Origin of the sequence: Psychrobacter pacificensis (assembly GCF_900101915.1) — a bacterium.
GTDB lineage: Bacteria > Pseudomonadota > Gammaproteobacteria > Pseudomonadales > Moraxellaceae > Psychrobacter > Psychrobacter pacificensis.
The window spans coordinates 252,880-268,631 of record NZ_FNAL01000001.1 but is presented as its reverse complement, the minus strand read 5'-3'; the positions used below and the strand labels follow the sequence as shown (position 1 = coordinate 268,631).

13 protein-coding genes, 1 tRNA gene, 1 other RNA gene and 1 pseudogene are annotated in these 15,752 nt (G+C 42.5%); 2 read left to right on the top strand and 14 right to left on the bottom strand.

The window, feature by feature from the left end; translation table 11 throughout:
* Nucleotides 1–219 precede the first annotated feature (219 nt).
* Together typA and BLR43_RS01150 are read right to left on the bottom strand one after the other, a co-directional pair.
* Nucleotides 220–2,070 (bottom strand): translational GTPase TypA, encoded by a 1,851-nt coding sequence (gene typA, locus BLR43_RS01155; protein WP_093067749.1) that lies wholly within the window; start codon nucleotides 2,068–2,070, stop codon nucleotides 220–222.
* A 348-nt stretch (nucleotides 2,071–2,418) separates the two neighbouring features.
* Nucleotides 2,419–3,618, bottom strand: coding sequence for an OmpA family protein (locus BLR43_RS01150; RefSeq protein ID WP_093067746.1), 1,200 nt, complete (start codon nucleotides 3,616–3,618; stop codon nucleotides 2,419–2,421).
* A 585-nt stretch (nucleotides 3,619–4,203) separates the two neighbouring features.
* Between BLR43_RS01150 and BLR43_RS01145 the strand changes: the two genes are divergently transcribed.
* Complete coding sequence (locus BLR43_RS01145; protein WP_227674167.1) at nucleotides 4,204–4,932, top strand: GspH/FimT family pseudopilin; 729 nt, start codon at nucleotides 4,204–4,206, stop codon at nucleotides 4,930–4,932.
* Nucleotides 4,933–5,137: 205 nt separating this feature from the next.
* On the opposite strand, the gene recO is transcribed toward BLR43_RS01145, so the two are convergent.
* The 11 genes from recO to BLR43_RS01090 all read right to left on the bottom strand — a co-directional run bounded on the left by recO (nucleotide 5,138) and on the right by BLR43_RS01090 (nucleotide 14,908).
* Nucleotides 5,138–5,914 carry a DNA repair protein RecO gene (gene recO, locus BLR43_RS01140; protein ID WP_071002297.1) on the bottom strand — a complete coding sequence of 259 codons (777 nt, stop codon included), beginning with the start codon at nucleotides 5,912–5,914 and terminating at the stop codon, nucleotides 5,138–5,140.
* Between the two features lie 62 nt (nucleotides 5,915–5,976).
* On the bottom strand, nucleotides 5,977–7,008 hold the full coding sequence (gene era, locus BLR43_RS01135) for a GTPase Era (protein WP_093067978.1): 1,032 nt from the start codon (nucleotides 7,006–7,008) through the stop codon (nucleotides 5,977–5,979).
* A gap of 248 nt (nucleotides 7,009–7,256) precedes the next feature.
* Nucleotides 7,257–8,054 carry a ribonuclease III gene (rnc, locus tag BLR43_RS01130; protein ID WP_093067743.1) on the bottom strand — a complete coding sequence of 266 codons (798 nt, stop codon included), beginning with the start codon at nucleotides 8,052–8,054 and terminating at the stop codon, nucleotides 7,257–7,259.
* 103 nt (nucleotides 8,055–8,157) lie between these two features.
* The gene (locus tag BLR43_RS01125; RefSeq protein WP_227674169.1) at nucleotides 8,158–8,550 is read right to left on the bottom strand and encodes a DUF4845 domain-containing protein; all 393 of its coding nucleotides are present in this window, start codon (nucleotides 8,548–8,550) and stop codon (nucleotides 8,158–8,160) included.
* A 130-nt stretch (nucleotides 8,551–8,680) separates the two neighbouring features.
* Nucleotides 8,681–9,583, bottom strand: a complete 903-nt coding sequence (gene lepB, locus BLR43_RS01120; RefSeq protein WP_093067736.1) for a signal peptidase I — start codon at nucleotides 9,581–9,583, stop codon at nucleotides 8,681–8,683.
* A 105-nt stretch (nucleotides 9,584–9,688) separates the two neighbouring features.
* A complete protein-coding gene (gene lepA / locus BLR43_RS01115; RefSeq protein ID WP_093067732.1) occupies nucleotides 9,689–11,488 on the bottom strand; it encodes a translation elongation factor 4 in 1,800 nt (599 codons plus the stop codon).
* A gap of 404 nt (nucleotides 11,489–11,892) precedes the next feature.
* Nucleotides 11,893–11,969: transfer RNA gene (locus tag BLR43_RS01110), tRNA-Met, on the bottom strand.
* Between the two features lie 122 nt (nucleotides 11,970–12,091).
* Nucleotides 12,092–12,474, bottom strand: an RNA gene (rnpB, locus tag BLR43_RS01105) — RNase P RNA component class A.
* A gap of 91 nt (nucleotides 12,475–12,565) precedes the next feature.
* Complete coding sequence (bioD, locus tag BLR43_RS01100) at nucleotides 12,566–13,282, bottom strand: dethiobiotin synthase (protein WP_093067729.1); 717 nt, start codon at nucleotides 13,280–13,282, stop codon at nucleotides 12,566–12,568.
* A 2-nt stretch (nucleotides 13,283–13,284) separates the two neighbouring features.
* Nucleotides 13,285–14,604 (bottom strand): adenosylmethionine--8-amino-7-oxononanoate transaminase, encoded by a 1,320-nt coding sequence (gene bioA / locus BLR43_RS01095; protein WP_379542916.1) that lies wholly within the window; start codon nucleotides 14,602–14,604, stop codon nucleotides 13,285–13,287.
* Nucleotides 14,605–14,659: 55 nt separating this feature from the next.
* Nucleotides 14,660–14,908, bottom strand: coding sequence for a YfhL family 4Fe-4S dicluster ferredoxin (locus BLR43_RS01090; protein WP_058024492.1), 249 nt, complete (start codon nucleotides 14,906–14,908; stop codon nucleotides 14,660–14,662).
* Here BLR43_RS01090 and BLR43_RS13980 point away from each other — a divergent pair.
* Nucleotides 14,909–14,959: pseudogene (locus tag BLR43_RS13980) on the top strand (hypothetical protein); the annotation flags it as partial.
* A gap of 44 nt (nucleotides 14,960–15,003) precedes the next feature.
* Here the strand turns inward: BLR43_RS13980 and coaD are convergent.
* Complete coding sequence (coaD, locus tag BLR43_RS01085) at nucleotides 15,004–15,522, bottom strand: pantetheine-phosphate adenylyltransferase (RefSeq protein ID WP_058024491.1); 519 nt, start codon at nucleotides 15,520–15,522, stop codon at nucleotides 15,004–15,006.
* Nucleotides 15,523–15,752 lie beyond the last annotated feature (230 nt).

Here is a 15,752-nt window from a genome sequence, read left to right as displayed (position 1 = left end):
ATCATACTTCACTCTAACGTTAATCATTGAACACATCAAAACTAATGTTCATTTTGTATTTATTTTTTCAAAATTACAACAAAAAAAAGCAGTATAAAGTGAACCACTATAGCTCACCCTATACTGCTAATTCTTTAACTACTCCGATGTCTAAAAGACATTAAATTTTGGTGTTGAAAATCAACGCTCTAAAAGATTGAATAGTTTATACTGTCGATATTATGCATTTTTCTTACTACGACCGTGACGCTTACGCTCACTTTCAGTCAAATAACGCTTACGTAGACGAATCGCTTTTGGTGTTACTTCAACCAGCTCATCGTCTTGAATAAATTCAAGCGCTTGCTCAAGCGTAAACTTAACCGCTGGCGTCAACGTCAACGCTTCATCAGTACCACTAGCACGTACGTTGGTTAACTGCTTACCGGTTGTTGGGTTCACTGTCATATCATCGTTACGCGAGTTAAGACCGACGATCATACCTTCATAAACTTCAAGCTGTGGCTCAGCAAACAACTTACCACGTTTTTGTAGGTTAAACAGTGCAAAGCCTAGGCAAGTACCATTTGCCATAGAAACCAATACGCCGTTTGAACGACCACCCACATCACCGATCTTTTGTGGACCGTAATGCGAGAAGCTTGACGTCATGATACCACTACCTGAGGTCAATGTTAAAAACTCAGAACGGAAACCGATCAAACCACGAGCTGGTACTGTCGCTTCAATACGCATACGACCTTTACCATCAAGCTCCATATTGGTCATCTCGCCTTTGCGTAGACCAATCTGCTCCATAATAGAACCCTGATGCTCTTCTTCGATATCGAAGACAACGTTTTCATACGGCTCTTGTAGCTCACCATCAACTTCTTTTACGATAACTTCTGGGCCTGAAACACCCATCTCGAAGCCTTCACGGCGCATGTTTTCAATAAGTACAGATAGATGAAGCTCACCACGACCTGATACTTTGAACTTATCTGGAGATTCAGTATCTTCCACGCGCAGAGCAACGTTATGAATCAACTCACGCTCAAGACGCTCACGAATATTACGTGACGTGACAAACTTACCCTCACGACCAGCAAATGGTGAGTTATTTACTTGGAAATTCATTGATACGGTAGGCTGATCAACTGTTAATGCTGGTAATGCTTCAACTTTATTAGGATCACAAATCGTATCTGAGATATTAAGCGCATCGATACCTGTGATACAAACGATATCACCAGCCTGTGCATCTTCAACATCAATACGATCAAGGCCATGGTAGCCCATGATTTTTAAGATACGGCCGTTACGTGTCTTACCATGCTTATCAATGACAGTAACTGGTGTATTGGTTTTAACCTTACCACGCTGGATACGACCAATACCAATCACACCGACGAAGCTATTGTAATCAAGGCTTGAGATCTGCATACGGAATGGTGCGTCTGCATCAACTTGCGGCGCCTGTACGACATCAACAATAGTTTTAAATAGTGGCGTCATGTCATCAGCTAAATCATCTGCTTCCAAACCTGCAATACCATTTAACGCTGATGCATAAACCACTGGAAAATCAAGCTGCTCATCAGTTGCACCTAGATTATCGAACAAATCAAAAATTTGATCCATTACCCAATCAGGGCGTGAGCCAGGACGGTCAATTTTATTGATAACAACAATCGGCTTTAGACCTTGTTCAAATGCTTTTTGCGTTACAAAACGAGTCTGAGGCATCGGGCCATCGACAGCATCAACAACCAAAAGTACGCAATCAACCATTGACATCACACGCTCAACTTCACCACCGAAATCGGCGTGACCTGGGGTATCAACGATATTAATACGGTATTCAGTTCCTGAAGTCTGATCTGTCCAACGAATGGCTGTGTTTTTAGCCAAAATAGTAATACCACGTTCTTGCTCAATATCACCTGAATCCATTGCACGTTCAGCAATATTTGCACGATCGCCAAAAGTACCAGATTGATGTAATAATTTATCAACCAAAGTTGTTTTACCGTGGTCAACGTGGGCAATAATTGCAATGTTACGCAGGTGTTTGATATCGTTCGCCATATAAAATGCTCGTGTCGTCTTAAAAAAATGCAGTAGCAATAAGCGCCGCTTGATAAAATCTTATCATCAATCAGATAAATATTGAATTTTAGATGATACACAATAAATGCTATCGCTCAGAAAATCTCAATATAATCAAATATCTATGCCGATAAATTCATCGTACAGATAGCTATGCTAATGTACATTCTGTCAATTTACAGAATGTTTGGGTGGCTAGTATAACATTATTGATTCATAAATTTATGAAATAACTTACTTTTCTCAATACATAAATAAAAAAAGCCACCCAATTGGGTGACTTTTTTTGTAACCATATATCTAACTATACGATTATTTATCTAATACTTACTGAACAACCATATCTTTAGTTTGTTCAACAGTCATAGTTTTATCACCAGTGATGATGGCATAAACACGACGGTTCATAGCACGACCTTCTTCAGTATCGTTTGATGCGATTGGTTGGTCATAACCATAACCAACAGTTGATAGACGGTTTGGAGCAATACCGAATTCGTTAGTTAGCATAGATTTAACAGCAACGGCACGAGCTTCAGATAGACGTTGGTTATAACGTGCTGAAGGACCAGTTTTAGATGCATGACCTTCTACACGAGCTGTAGAGTTTGGATACTCACGCATTTTTTCTGCTACTTTAGCGATTTCTGGCTTGTATTGGTTTTTGATAGCTGATTTATCGTTATCAAAGAATACACGTAGTTCCATTTTTAGCTCATCAGTAATATCTACTGGTACTGGGCAACCACGCTCATCAACCACTACATTCATTGGAGTGCCTGGGCATGCATCCATGCTATCAGGTACGCCATCGCCGTCAGAATCAAGGTCAGCTTCAACAACAACTACTGGAGTGTTGTCAACCATTGGCTCTTCCATTGGTGGTACTGCTACTGTAGGTGCTAGATGGCCACCAAGTACAACTTCTAGACCGGCCAATGCCATGCCTTCCCACCAGTTGTTGTCAAAGTTATGAATCGCACGAGCTTCACCACGTAGACTTAGTGCATCGTTGATACGATACATAGCACCTAGACCTAGGTTACCGATAGTATCTTTAGTACCTGAAACTTTGTCACCGTTGCTGTTTTCGATTTCGATTTTAGATTGACCGGCACCAACTAGCATGTATGGCTTGAATGCATTTTCAGTGTAGCCACTGAATTCTTCAAAACCAACTAAGAAGTTACCAGAGATCATTTCTTGCTCTGCATCGTAAGAATCGCCAAGATCGTTACCACCAACATCTGTAGCATTAGCATCAGTGTTAGACACACCATACTCTACTTGGAACTGAGTAGAAGGCGTTAGCTCGATACCTAAAGCGGCACCAGTGTATAAACCATCTTCTTTATAGTAGCTATTACCGTTACCACTATAGTCGCCTAGTAATTCAGCTTGATCATCATCAGCGCCTTCGCTGTAGTGATAACCTAATAATAGTGGGCTAATAGTAACACCAGCATTAGCTGCTAGAGGTGCAGCTGTTACAGCGAACAGTGCTAAAGCAATTTTATTCAGTTTCATGGACTTCCTCCAAAGGATAATTTTAGTGATGCATTAAGCAAAACCGATTCTCAAGACGCTCTAAATCAGACATCTTTTACGCATTTTAGGTTACAAAGCAAAACCAATTAAGAAGTAGCTTAGCGATTATCCATTCAGTTTACAACTTTTTTCGTTAACGAGCTACACATTATTACACGATAATGTTGTAACTAAAACACAATAGCCATTCTAAGTTACTTAGAACTAACACACCTTACGCTTTTTATCTTTTGTATGTCAGTTCACGATAGATGCTAAATTAACTAGCACCTATCGTTTGAACATATTTTATTACAATTAATAATTTTTCTCTATTCCTAATGCACATTATTCACTAATTGAAACATTTTTTGACAATAGACATATATTCTGTTTATATTACAATAGTCGACATTATTTGATATTCGAAGTAACTTATAGAAAAGTAATAATTTCGTATACTGCCAACAAACCCAAATACTAGTCTTTATCAAGTATTTTTTCTACATAATGGATTAGCTAGATGTTGCAGATAAGCGCGATTATTTTATTTGGAAAGTCTGAAGCCATAGGATGTAGCAATCTATGAAATCGCTTTATAAGACATCATCAAATTATCGCAGATTACTGATAGTGGTTTTACCTGTATCTACTTTGATGAAGGGAATGCTTAGTTATGATAGGCTAATATTTCGAATAAATCAGTTGTACGCTCCACTACACCAGTTAACTATATGTAACAAACGCTCTGCAACGCATTTACAAGCTTTAAGCGCTAAAGGTAGGAATGGCTTCACTCTTGTTGAGCTGATTGTTACTGTAACGGTGCTTGCTATCATAGTAGCGATTGCAACGCCAAGCATATTGACGCAATTAACGCGTATGGAAGCCAAACGCGTCAAAACCCAATTAGAGAACGCCCTCGCTTTGGCAAAAGCTGAAAGCTATATCACTAGACAAGATGTATTGGTTTGTTTATCGAATGACGGTATACAATGCGACCGCAATAGTGACAACATGCTTATATTATTCGTAGACAAAAACGGTAACAAAAACTTCGATACAAATGCTGATACTCTAGTACTCAATCAATATTTTAATTTAAAATATAGTACACTGAAACTCAGAGTCGGAGCGGGTCGCCATTACATCAAATTTTGGGGGGATAGTGGCAAACCTCGGGGGCATTTTGGCCATATCAAGTACTGCCCCACATCTACCTATAATGATGCAATGTACCAAATTTCTTTCAATCAAAACGGTCGAGTCAGTCAGAAGCTTAATCAAGACCACCCTACCGATTGTGATGGGTAATTGAATGCGGACAAAGTAGCAAGTACATTACCTTTAAGCATTTTAATACATCGCATTTTTTACCATAACAACAGCTTGCTATAATCCTAAATCATAGCGTGTTCTATATTTAACTCATCAACACCATCGGCCTAGGCAACAGTATCGATATTCCCACAAGTTAAGCCATGGCCTAAACTCAATAGATTTAAAAATGATAATCTCTTTATTGATAACGTTGTTGCTGTTGCCATAGCAGCCGACTTTGTAATGGTTGATAATCAAGTAGATGATCTATCAGATGCCGATGTAGCTTTGACCAATTATTCAGCGTTGCTTTAGTGATACCTAGGTAGGCCATCTCGATAATATCAATACCCTTAAATATAGTCTGTCCGGTACTACTCTCTAAATGCTCGGACTCTATAGCATTCTGCATGATTGGCAGTAACCCCACATCAGGTAAAAAGCGATATACACAATTAGGTTCGATAGTATGTTCGATGTTATCATGCGTTAGCGTTAAGGTGAAACCTAACTCATTGAATAGGTGCTGCTCAAATTGGCGCAAACATAAACGAAGCTCAGTGTTATCTAAAGGTTGCTTCAGCTGCTGTAAACTGTCCTGATAATGTTGCCACAATACCGGCATTGGATCTTCGGTCGGTAACAATCGCCACAGTATCTCATTAAGGTACAACGCCGCATATTGGTGCTGTCCATTGATATTACTATAAGGTACAGTAGATAGTGTGGCAGAGGTACCTTCTTTTTGCTCGTTACTTGTTTGGAGAGTGGTTTGCGAAGTAATCTGGATTTGAGTGAATGTCTTTAAGTCGCGTTTGCCAGTGGCAAATAGCTGTAAAGGCATAAATAACGGTGCACCTTTTTTCCCAACACCATGTATCACACCATGCTGCTGAGAAAAAAGATAATACAACGCACGCTTTTCTTGATAAGGACGCTGATGTAATAAATAGCCAATTAACGCTTCGTTACGCATCGTTTATTACCTCAGCATTTAACATATGGATAGCAATATTACCGTACTATGCGTGATTGCTATCAATATCCCAAACTGGTTAATGCACGTTCGTCATCAGACCAGCCACGTTTGACTTTGACCCATAGCGTTAGCATAATCTTTTTGTTAAACAGTTGCTCCATGTCTTTACGAGCATCCATACCGACTTGCTTGATGCGCTGGCCTTTATCACCAATAACAATGGCTTTTTGACCACTGCGCTCAACATAGATAGTTGCATCAATAAAGGTACAGGCTTTACGTGGACGCCCTGTCTTTGGATCTGTATGCGCAGGCTCGTCTTTAAACGCATCAATCTGTACAGTCAAGTCGTATGGCACTTCATCACCCGCACTACGCATGATTTTTTCACGAATGATTTCGCTCGCTAAGAATCGCTCTGAACGGTCAGTGATTTGCTCTGTATCATAAATAGGTGCAGCAACTGGTAAATGTGAGGCAATCACTTCTTGCAAACGATCTAAGTTTTGGTTTTTAAGTGCAGATACTGGAACGATATCAGCAAAGTCAAAACTTTCATTAAAGGTTTCAATAAGCGGCAATACGCTGCCTTTATCTTTTAAAGTATCTGATTTATTAATAACCAGTACGATCGTTAAATCGGTCTCACCAAGCTTTTGCAGCGTCAATAGATCATCATCACGCCATTGATCTGAGTCAACAACGAACAATACCAGATCAACATCTACTAGAGCGGATACTGCCGCTTTATTCATACGCTCATTAATCGCCCGTACTTCATTGCGATGGATGCCTGGCGTATCGACAAACACCGCCTGCATCTCGTGATTGGACAAAATGCCATGAATACGGTGGCGCGTCGTTTGCGGCTTACGTGAGGTAATAGACAGCTTTTGACCCAATAAGTGGTTCATCAACGTTGACTTACCGACGTTTGGGCGTCCAACGATGGCCACATAGCCTGATCTAAAATCATCAGCCAACTGGGCACTACCACTTGGTGCAAAAAACTCTTCAATCGCCAGATCGTTTTCTAGTGTGATATCTTCTACGCTATCTGCATTCGTATCGACATCTGTATTTTCAATCATATTTTGAGTACTATCTTCATTATTCGATGGCACATCAGGGTGATTGCTCATAAGTTGATCCTATAGGGTTTATATCCAGCCAAATATGACTTAATAGTTTGTCGGTGTAGTTACTATTGGATATCAGCTGGTAATATTTGAAATAAGTAGTATATAAGGTAAATTAGGTCTATGCCGCTTCAGGTCTTATCACGCAAAAGCGGCATTGTTGACTCAGAAATATGCCTATAATCACCTGCGAATATTCTCTAAGAGCGTTTTTTAGCGGATCCTGGAAGTTTATGCAACTGATTGATCATAAGTTCTGCTGATTTTTGCTCAGCGATGCGGCGACTTTCACCAGATTCAGTAATATCAGGGCAGTTTTGAATATTCACGTGACAGCGTACCACGAAGATTTGATGAGGAGCGTTGCCACGTGTTTCCATAAGCTCGTAGCTTGGCAAATCAAATTGCTTAGACTGTAACCACTCTTGCAAACGGCTCTTCGCATCTTTTAGTGCTTTTTGGTCATTGACGTTGTCAATCAAGTCTCCATACCAAGAGAGTACGCAATGACGAGTAATCTCCATATCTTGACTGTCTAAATAGATGGCTCCAATCAAAGACTCTACCGCATCCGCCAATATAGAAGCACGATTACGGCCGCCACCCTTACGCTCACCAACGCCTAATATCAGATGGTTAGACAGCTCTAGATTTTGCGCGATAATAACCAATGATTCTTGGCGGACCAAAGTTGCACGCATACGGGTTAGACGCCCTTCGTTTTGATTAGGATAACGATGGTATAAAGCCTCACCCACAATCATGCCCAAAAGCGCATCACCTAAAAACTCTAGACGCTCATAGTTTTTTTTGCTGTCAAATGAGCGGTGCGTCAATGCAAGCTTTGGCAGACTCAAATCATTAAATACATAGCCTAACTTGCGCGCTAAGACTGCTAAGCGCTGAGTAAATTCTGAGCTAACAACAAGCGTGTCGACAGACGTGCTATTTTTTTTAGGAGTAAGAACCGCTTGGGAATGTTGCGAAGTTGGTTTCATGCGTGGCTTGTGGTTATCCCTTCTGTTTTACAAATTCAGTTTAATAAGAGTCTATATTGGATTTTGTTGAGGACACTAAAGCGCTGTCCTATCTTATAATTATTTATTCTGCTGTAGCCATATCGATGTCTCCTTCGAAACGATTCACAATATCGACATTGCTAAAGAACGTATTGGTTACTGCATATTCTTTATGAATGGCCAATTGGCCCGTTTTTTTATTGGTAAAAGTGAATACATCTTCTGCATTGGTGTCATAGTCAGCATTGATGGATAGCTGTTTATTAACACGCTCAACGAATTGCTTGGCTGTCTCGTTATTGTCATTGGCTACTTTAAGCTCTGCACTCAAGAGCTTAGTCAACTGATAGTCACCAATTTGAGCAGGCACAATGGCCACTAGGAGTTTAACCGCGATCCCCAACATCATAATAATGAGAACGATGTTTGTCACACTAGCACCGCGCTGCGTGGCAAGACCAGATAACTGCTGCATTATGATATCCCTCTACAGATAGATGACTATTTTTGACAGCTATCTGTATATTAGACAGCCGTTTATTTGATAGCAACGATATTAGCATAAAACTATTATCGATAACTCAATCAATAGAGTACTCATGGTATTAATCAATGGTACCATTACGCTCGAAAGTTGGTAAGTTTAATCCTGGTGGTTTATGCATCCAAATATAGACCGCTTTACCCGCTAAATTTTCATCAGGAACAAATCCCCAAAAGCGACCATCTGCACTGCGATCACGGTTGTCACCCATCACAAAATAATGACCCTCTGGTACTTTAATGCGCCACTCTGTACCTTCTGAACTCACAACTTCTGGTGATTGTTGTTGTAGAAAGGGAGCATACTGTGAGCTGTTCATACCATTTAAGTAGCGAACAAGGTGTGTGTTTTTACCCTGTGTCTCTTGGAAATATTGTGCGGCGTCCTCTTCTTCCTGACCCATCGCAGCAGCACTCTCTTCTGTGAGCACCTGACCTGGACCAACTTGTCCTGGCAAATAAAGTTGTGACGTCAATTCTGCATTGGCCGAAAAATCGACAGGCGTCGTCTCCACTGGTACATCATTAATAGAGATTGTGCCTTGATTGTAGCTGACGGTATCGCCAGGTAACCCAATCAAGCGCTTGATATAGTAGATGCTTGGGTTTTCAGGATAACGGAATACCACTACATCGCCATGCTCAGGCTCGCCAGTATCCAAAACTTTATTATACGTTAGCGGTAGACGAACGCCATACGCATACTTGTTGACCGCAATAAAATCACCCGTATATAACGTTGGCACCATGGAAGAAGATGGAATATTAAAAGGCTCAATCAAAAACGAGCGTACGATCAATACGACGGCCAACACAGGAAAAAAATCATAGGCCCATCGCACTAACAGGCTCTCTTGACCTCGACCGCGAGTTTTGCGCTGCTTGAGTGCCAGCTTATCTAGCAACCAGACAATTCCTAAGCCTATGGTCAACGGCACTAAAATTAAATTGAAATCAAAATCCATACCAAATTGCCTATTAACGTGCTGTTTGTCTAGTTGCTTTAATCAAAAAACTGACGATATTCAACTACTGCTATGTACAAAAACTATCTGAGATAGCACTGTCTATTAACTATCAACTTGCAAGACAGCCAAGAAGGCTTCTTGTGGAATCTCCACACTACCCACTTGTTTCATACGTTTTTTACCTGCTTTTTGCTTAGCCAACAGCTTTTTCTTACGCGATACGTCACCGCCATAGCATTTGGCCAAGACGTCTTTACGCATGGCTTTTACCGTACTACGTCCAATGATCTGACTACCAATTGCGGCTTGAATCGCCACGTCGAACATTTGACGTGGTATCAGCTCTTTCATCTTGGTCACCAATTGATTACCACGGAAACGCGCTTGGTCTTGGTGTACAATCATTGCCAAGGCATCCACCTTTTCACCGTTGATTAGCACGTCGACTTTGACCAATTTGTCCACTTGATAACGATCAAAATTATAGTCCAGTGATGCAAAGCCACGAGAGACTGATTTTAGACGGTCAAAGAAATCCATGACCACCTCACCCATCGGAATATCAAAGATAACCTGAACCTGCTTACCCATAAAGCGCATATCGACCTGTACACCGCGGCGCTCGATACATAGCGTCATGACGTTACCCAAGTAATCTTGCGGTACTAAAATCTGACAGCGGGCAATTGGCTCACGGAACTCTTCGATATTGTTGGGCTCAGGCAGTCTTGATGGATTATCAACATAGATGACTTCACCGCCTTTCTTTTCAATCTCATAGATAACTGAAGGCGCAGTGGTGATCAAATCCAAGTCATACTCACGCTCTAAGCGCTCTTGGATAATCTCCATGTGTAGCATGCCTAAGAAGCCACAACGAAAGCCAAAGCCTAACGCGTCTGAAGTATCAGGCTCAAAAAATAATGACGCATCGTTGATTTGCAATTTCTGCAGCGCTTCACGGAATTTTTCAAAATCACTCGAATCGACTGGGAACATTCCTGCATATACTTGTGGCGTGATCTGTTTAAAACCTGGGATACGTTCAACATCAGGCGTACTGGCATGCGTAATCGTATCGCCAACTGGCGCGCCTGCAATATCTTTGATACCAGCGATAACAAAGCCTACTTCACCCGCTTCTAAGATACCCGTATCGACAGGTTTGGGCGTGAATACACCGATAGAGCTTACTGGATGAGCATCGCCCGTTGATTTGATATAGATCTTATCGCCTTTTTTTACCGTCCCTTCACGTACGCGAACCAGTGAGACCACACCCAGATAACTGTCAAACCATGAATCAATGATAAGTGCTTGTAAGGGTGCTTCACGGTCGCCAGTCGGTGCTGGAATGAATTCAACCAAGGCTTCCAACAATTTATCGACACCCAGACCAGATTTCGCTGAAACACGAGGGGCATCAATGGCTTCTATTCCGATAATATCTTCAATCTCTTGAATGACGCGCTCAGGCTCCACTTGCGGTAGATCAATCTTGTTAAGGACAGCCATGACTTCTAGGCCCTGATCGACTGCGGTATAACAGTTGGCAACCGACTGTGCTTCTACGCCTTGCGCGGCATCGACCACCAATAGCGCGCCTTCGCAAGCGGCCAATGAGCGTGACACCTCATACGAGAAATCAACGTGACCTGGCGTATCAATAAAGTTAAGCTGATAGCGCTCACCATTAGGATGGTCATAATATAGCGTGACCGACTGCGCTTTAATAGTGATACCGCGCTCACGCTCAATATCCATCGAGTCGAGCACCTGCGCCTGCATCTCGCGATCTTGCAAGGCGCCGCACATTTGAATAAAACGATCGGCAAGGGTCGACTTACCATGATCAATGTGGGCAATGATTGAAAAGTTACGAATATTGGCTAATGCAGTCACAAAGCGCCTACTAAATTAAAGGTGATAGAATAAAGATAAGAGATAAATATGGTCAAGTACACTTGATAAGATAGGTATGCTTCGTTAAAACGTATGCTACAGGTCAGCTGTTGTGTCGATCGTAATCCTTAGAATGGATAACCTCGCCTAAAGCCCAGTACTTAGTACGGTAACTCTGCTGCGCTTTTGTACGCACATACCAAAGAGTATTCTAGCAGTTTTCTACTGCAAAGTAAGGCGATTTTAGTAGCAGAGAAAGTATTTATCAAGTAAGCGAGACTGACAGACATCTAACAAGGAGTATTTGACTAAGCAATAGCACATACAAACCTTGTAAATGAAAGATTATTTCAGGCAAAAAAAAGCCAATCCCAGAGAGATTGGCTTTTTAATACTGCTATATATGGTGGCGATGGAGAGACTTGAACTCTCGACCTCACGATTATGAGTCGTGCGCTCTAACCAGCTGAGCTACATCGCCGTTTTAGGCTGCACATTATGCCCAAGCTGCTGACCGCCGTCAACCCCTAATGGGCATTTTTTGCAAAAAAATGAATGTCATTCAAATTAACTGCACTTACTTACTACAACAAATGATAAAAAAGGTTTGGTAAACCGATAAGCCGGGTTCTGTCGTGGACGATCATTCCTCTAGGCGTATCATCGCTGATACGCTCAAGCAACCTACCCGCATCGAACGCGGGCCGCGCCATGCCGATGCCTATTTGGTCTTGCTACGCGTGGAGTTTACCATGCCGTGAGATGTTGCCATCCACGCGGTGCGCTCTTACCGCACCCTTTCACCCTTACCGATGACATTGGTGTCTTGCGACAATCAACTAAGTCAAAGGCGGTCTACTCTCTGCTGCACTGGTCGTCAGATTACTCTGCCCAGCCGTTAGCTGGCACGCTGCCCTATGTAGCCCGGACTTTCCTCCCCTGCTCATCTGTTGCCAGTGTGCAGCGGCGATCGCCTAGTCTACCAAGCGCGCTAGTATAGCAAAACTAACGCCTGTATGGGAATGTCTTTTCGGCTTATTTTTAGAATGACTATGACTACCTAAAAGACACAAAAACTTAGATAAACGTTGTTGGCAAGGCTATGTCAGCAACATCTGAATGTTCATTTGCTTGTTTGGCCAAGACCAGCCAGTGCGCTTTGGGATAATGGCAAGCCAAATACGCCTGCAAAAAATCAATGGTACTATTTGCAATCTCAGCATCCGTTTGTTCAGCATCATCATGGATATGATTGTAAATCACACTATGGATCATTAAGCCGCGCGATTTTATCGCCTCCAAACTAAGCAACGTATGATTGATGCTGCCCAGTCGGCCAGAGGTGACCAAGACGATAGGATAGCCCTGCTTGGCAATATAGTCCAAGGTTAATAGTTGCTCATTTATCGGTACCAGTAGCCCGCCTGCCCCTTCAAGCAACACCAACTCATAATCGGCTTGCAATGCGTTGGTGGCATCAGTAATCACATTGATGTTAAGAGGCTGATTGGCCAATGCTGCGGACAGATGCGGTGACGCAGGCTTCTCATAGCGATAAGGACAGGTGGTAAAGTCCAGATCGCATGGCTGTAATGGCATCTGCATCAATTGACGGTGACTTACAATATCATCCGCAATACCTAGTTCGCCATCTGCTTGTTTACTGATGCCTGTTTGTACCAACTTTTGCGTGATAACGTTCACACCTTGCTGCATTAATGATTTAGCAAGCAGACCCGTGGCATAGGTTTTGCCAATGTCGGTATCAATGCCGGATACAAATAGCACGCTCATGGTTAACCTCGATGTTCTAAATATTTACGTACTACTTTTAGCAGCGCTTGGCATAAGGTGGTCAGTTCATCATCAGTAATCACATAAGGAGGCATGATGTATACCAACTTACCAAAGGGTCTGACCCAGATGCCATGATCAATCAATAAAGACTGAAAAATGGGCATATCAACAGCGTCTTCTAACTCAATCACAGCAACTGCGCCCAAACAACGTACCTCGGCAACACCTGCCAGCTGTGCAGCTGACGTCAGGGCTTGCTCCATCGTACGTTGCATACTGGCAGTACGCGTTTCGATATCATAAGACAGGATCAAATCAATCGATGCACAGGCGACCGCACAGGCGAGCGGATTACCCATAAAGGTCGGACCATGCATCAGCGCTGGATAGTCGCTATTGTGAATGGTATCGGCAATTTTGCGGGTACATAGCGTTGCGGCAAAAGTCATGTAGCCGCCGGTCAGCGCCTTGCCAATGGTCATGATATCAGGGCTGATACCAGCATGTTCACACGCAAATAGTTTGCCACTACGCCCAAACCCAGTGGCAATCTCATCCGCTATCAAGAGTACATTGTACTTATCACAAAGTGCGCGTAATAGCCGCAAGTATTCAGGGTTATAAAAACGCATGCCGCCTGCGCCCTGAATAATCGGCTCGATAATAAATCCTGCCAGCTGCGCGCCATACTCTGCAAAAAACTGAGCTAATGTTTCACGATCATCTACTGTCAATACGCGATCAAACCCAAGTGGCGGTGCTGGAACGAAATGTTGCATCGGTAATTGCTTGCCATACAGACTGTGCATTCCATTGATAGGATCACAGACACTCATGGCATGCCACGTATCACCGTAATAGCCTGAATGGGTCGAGGCAAACTGTTGCTTGTTTGGGCGCTTGGCAGCCACTTGATATTGCAGCGCCATTTTTAGTGCCACTTCTACGGCGATACTGCCACTGTCCGCATAAAAAATCGCATCGAGACCAGAAGGCACAATGCCAAGCAATTTTTTGCCCAAATCTATCGCTGGCTGGTGGGTCAAGCCACCAAACATCACGTGCGCCATTTTACCCAGCTGCTGAGTCAGTGCGTCATTTAGCTTAGGATGATTGTAGCCATGGACGCTCGCCCACCATGACGACATACCATCAATTAAGCGCGTGCCGTCTTCAGTAATGATATAAATCCCTTCAGCGCGATCGATAACGATATTGGAATAGATGGGTGGTAGGCTGGCATATGGATGCCAAAGATGTTGCTGATCGAACTCACTGGCTACTTGCATGGATTTGGTTGTCATTGTATTGCTGGTCATTATATTGTCCCTAAAACGTTGTAAACCCAAACGTCATCAATCGCTTATCAAGATTTTATTGACCTGTAATACGCTTGTATTTGGCTAATAAATCATTTTCTGTCTCGACATGATTGGGGTCATGAGGGATACAGTCGACGGGACAAATCACCACGCATTGTGGCTCGTCAAAATGTCCGACACATTCTGTGCATAGATCTGGATCAATGACATAAATATCATCGCCTTCTGAGATGGCCTCATTTGGGCAAGCAGGCTCACACACATCACAGTTAATGCACTCATCAGTGATTAATAGCGCCATAAACTGCTCCTTATATTTTTGCTCATATTAGCCCTATCTGGCTGCGCTTGACTGTTTTAGCAAGTGCTAGCAGAGTATTTTTAATGCAGCATCTTTTAGTTACTATTTAATTTTTTGTCAAAAGCTTGCAACACACAAGGTGGGACAAATTTACTGACATCGCCACCGAGTTTGGCAATTTCACGAATCATGGTAGATGAGATAAATGAATAGTTCTGAGATGGGGTCAAAAATACTGCTTCAAAGTTTTCATCAAGCTCGCGGTTCATATTGGCCAGTTGAAACTCGTACTCAAAATCGGACATCGCGCGCAGCCCGCGCAGCACGGCGGTGGCGTGTTTTTCGCGCATAAAATCAACGAGCAACCCTTCAAAGCCAATCACCGAGACTTGCGGCAAATCGGCAAATACGGTCTCGACCAAGGCGACTCGCTCTTCAAAATTAAATAGAGGTTTTTTATGATGCCCCGAGGCAACCGCAATCACAACCTCATCAAAGAGCTTGGTTGCGCGTGTTACCAAATCCACATGACCATTGGTAATGGGATCAAACGTACCAGGATATAGAATTTTGGTGTGTAGCTTTGAGGAATTAGGAGAAATAGAATGGCTCATAGCATGGCTAATATAATCGGTAATATTAGGCCATATGCTAGCAAATTTTGCTCAAACTTAATACTTATCTGCTACATTTGTCCTAACAGCCGATTTACCTTTTCACCAGAGGCTTTGATACAATAGGCGGTTCGACTCATCTGACTTATAATCCAAATAAAATTCAATACCATTGAATGGGTTAAGATGAGGAATTAGTAGGACTGGTCAAATAAGGCGCCTGTGTTTTT

Excerpts from the sequence above, each read along its gene's own strand:
- BLR43_RS01125 (WP_227674169.1), bottom strand. The coding sequence starts at position 8,550 with ATGCAGCAGTTATCTGGTCTTGCCACGCAGCGCGGTGCTAGTGTGACA.
- bioA (WP_379542916.1), bottom strand. The coding sequence starts at position 14,604 with ATGACCAGCAATACAATGACAACCAAATCCATGCAAGTAGCCAGTGAG.
- BLR43_RS01145 (WP_227674167.1), top strand. The coding sequence starts at position 4,204 with ATGAAATCGCTTTATAAGACATCATCAAATTATCGCAGATTACTGATA.
- coaD (WP_058024491.1), bottom strand. The coding sequence starts at position 15,522 with ATGAGCCATTCTATTTCTCCTAATTCCTCAAAGCTACACACCAAAATT.
- rnc (WP_093067743.1), bottom strand. The coding sequence starts at position 8,054 with ATGAAACCAACTTCGCAACATTCCCAAGCGGTTCTTACTCCTAAAAAA.
- lepB (WP_093067736.1), bottom strand. The coding sequence starts at position 9,583 with ATGGATTTTGATTTCAATTTAATTTTAGTGCCGTTGACCATAGGCTTA.
- bioD (WP_093067729.1), bottom strand. The coding sequence starts at position 13,282 with ATGAGCGTGCTATTTGTATCCGGCATTGATACCGACATTGGCAAAACC.
- BLR43_RS01150 (WP_093067746.1), bottom strand. The coding sequence starts at position 3,618 with ATGAAACTGAATAAAATTGCTTTAGCACTGTTCGCTGTAACAGCTGCA.
- recO (WP_071002297.1), bottom strand. The coding sequence starts at position 5,914 with ATGCGTAACGAAGCGTTAATTGGCTATTTATTACATCAGCGTCCTTAT.
- era (WP_093067978.1), bottom strand. The coding sequence starts at position 7,008 with ATGATTGAAAATACAGATGTCGATACGAATGCAGATAGCGTAGAAGAT.
- typA (WP_093067749.1), bottom strand. The coding sequence starts at position 2,070 with ATGGCGAACGATATCAAACACCTGCGTAACATTGCAATTATTGCCCAC.
- BLR43_RS01090 (WP_058024492.1), bottom strand. The coding sequence starts at position 14,908 with ATGGCGCTATTAATCACTGATGAGTGCATTAACTGTGATGTGTGTGAG.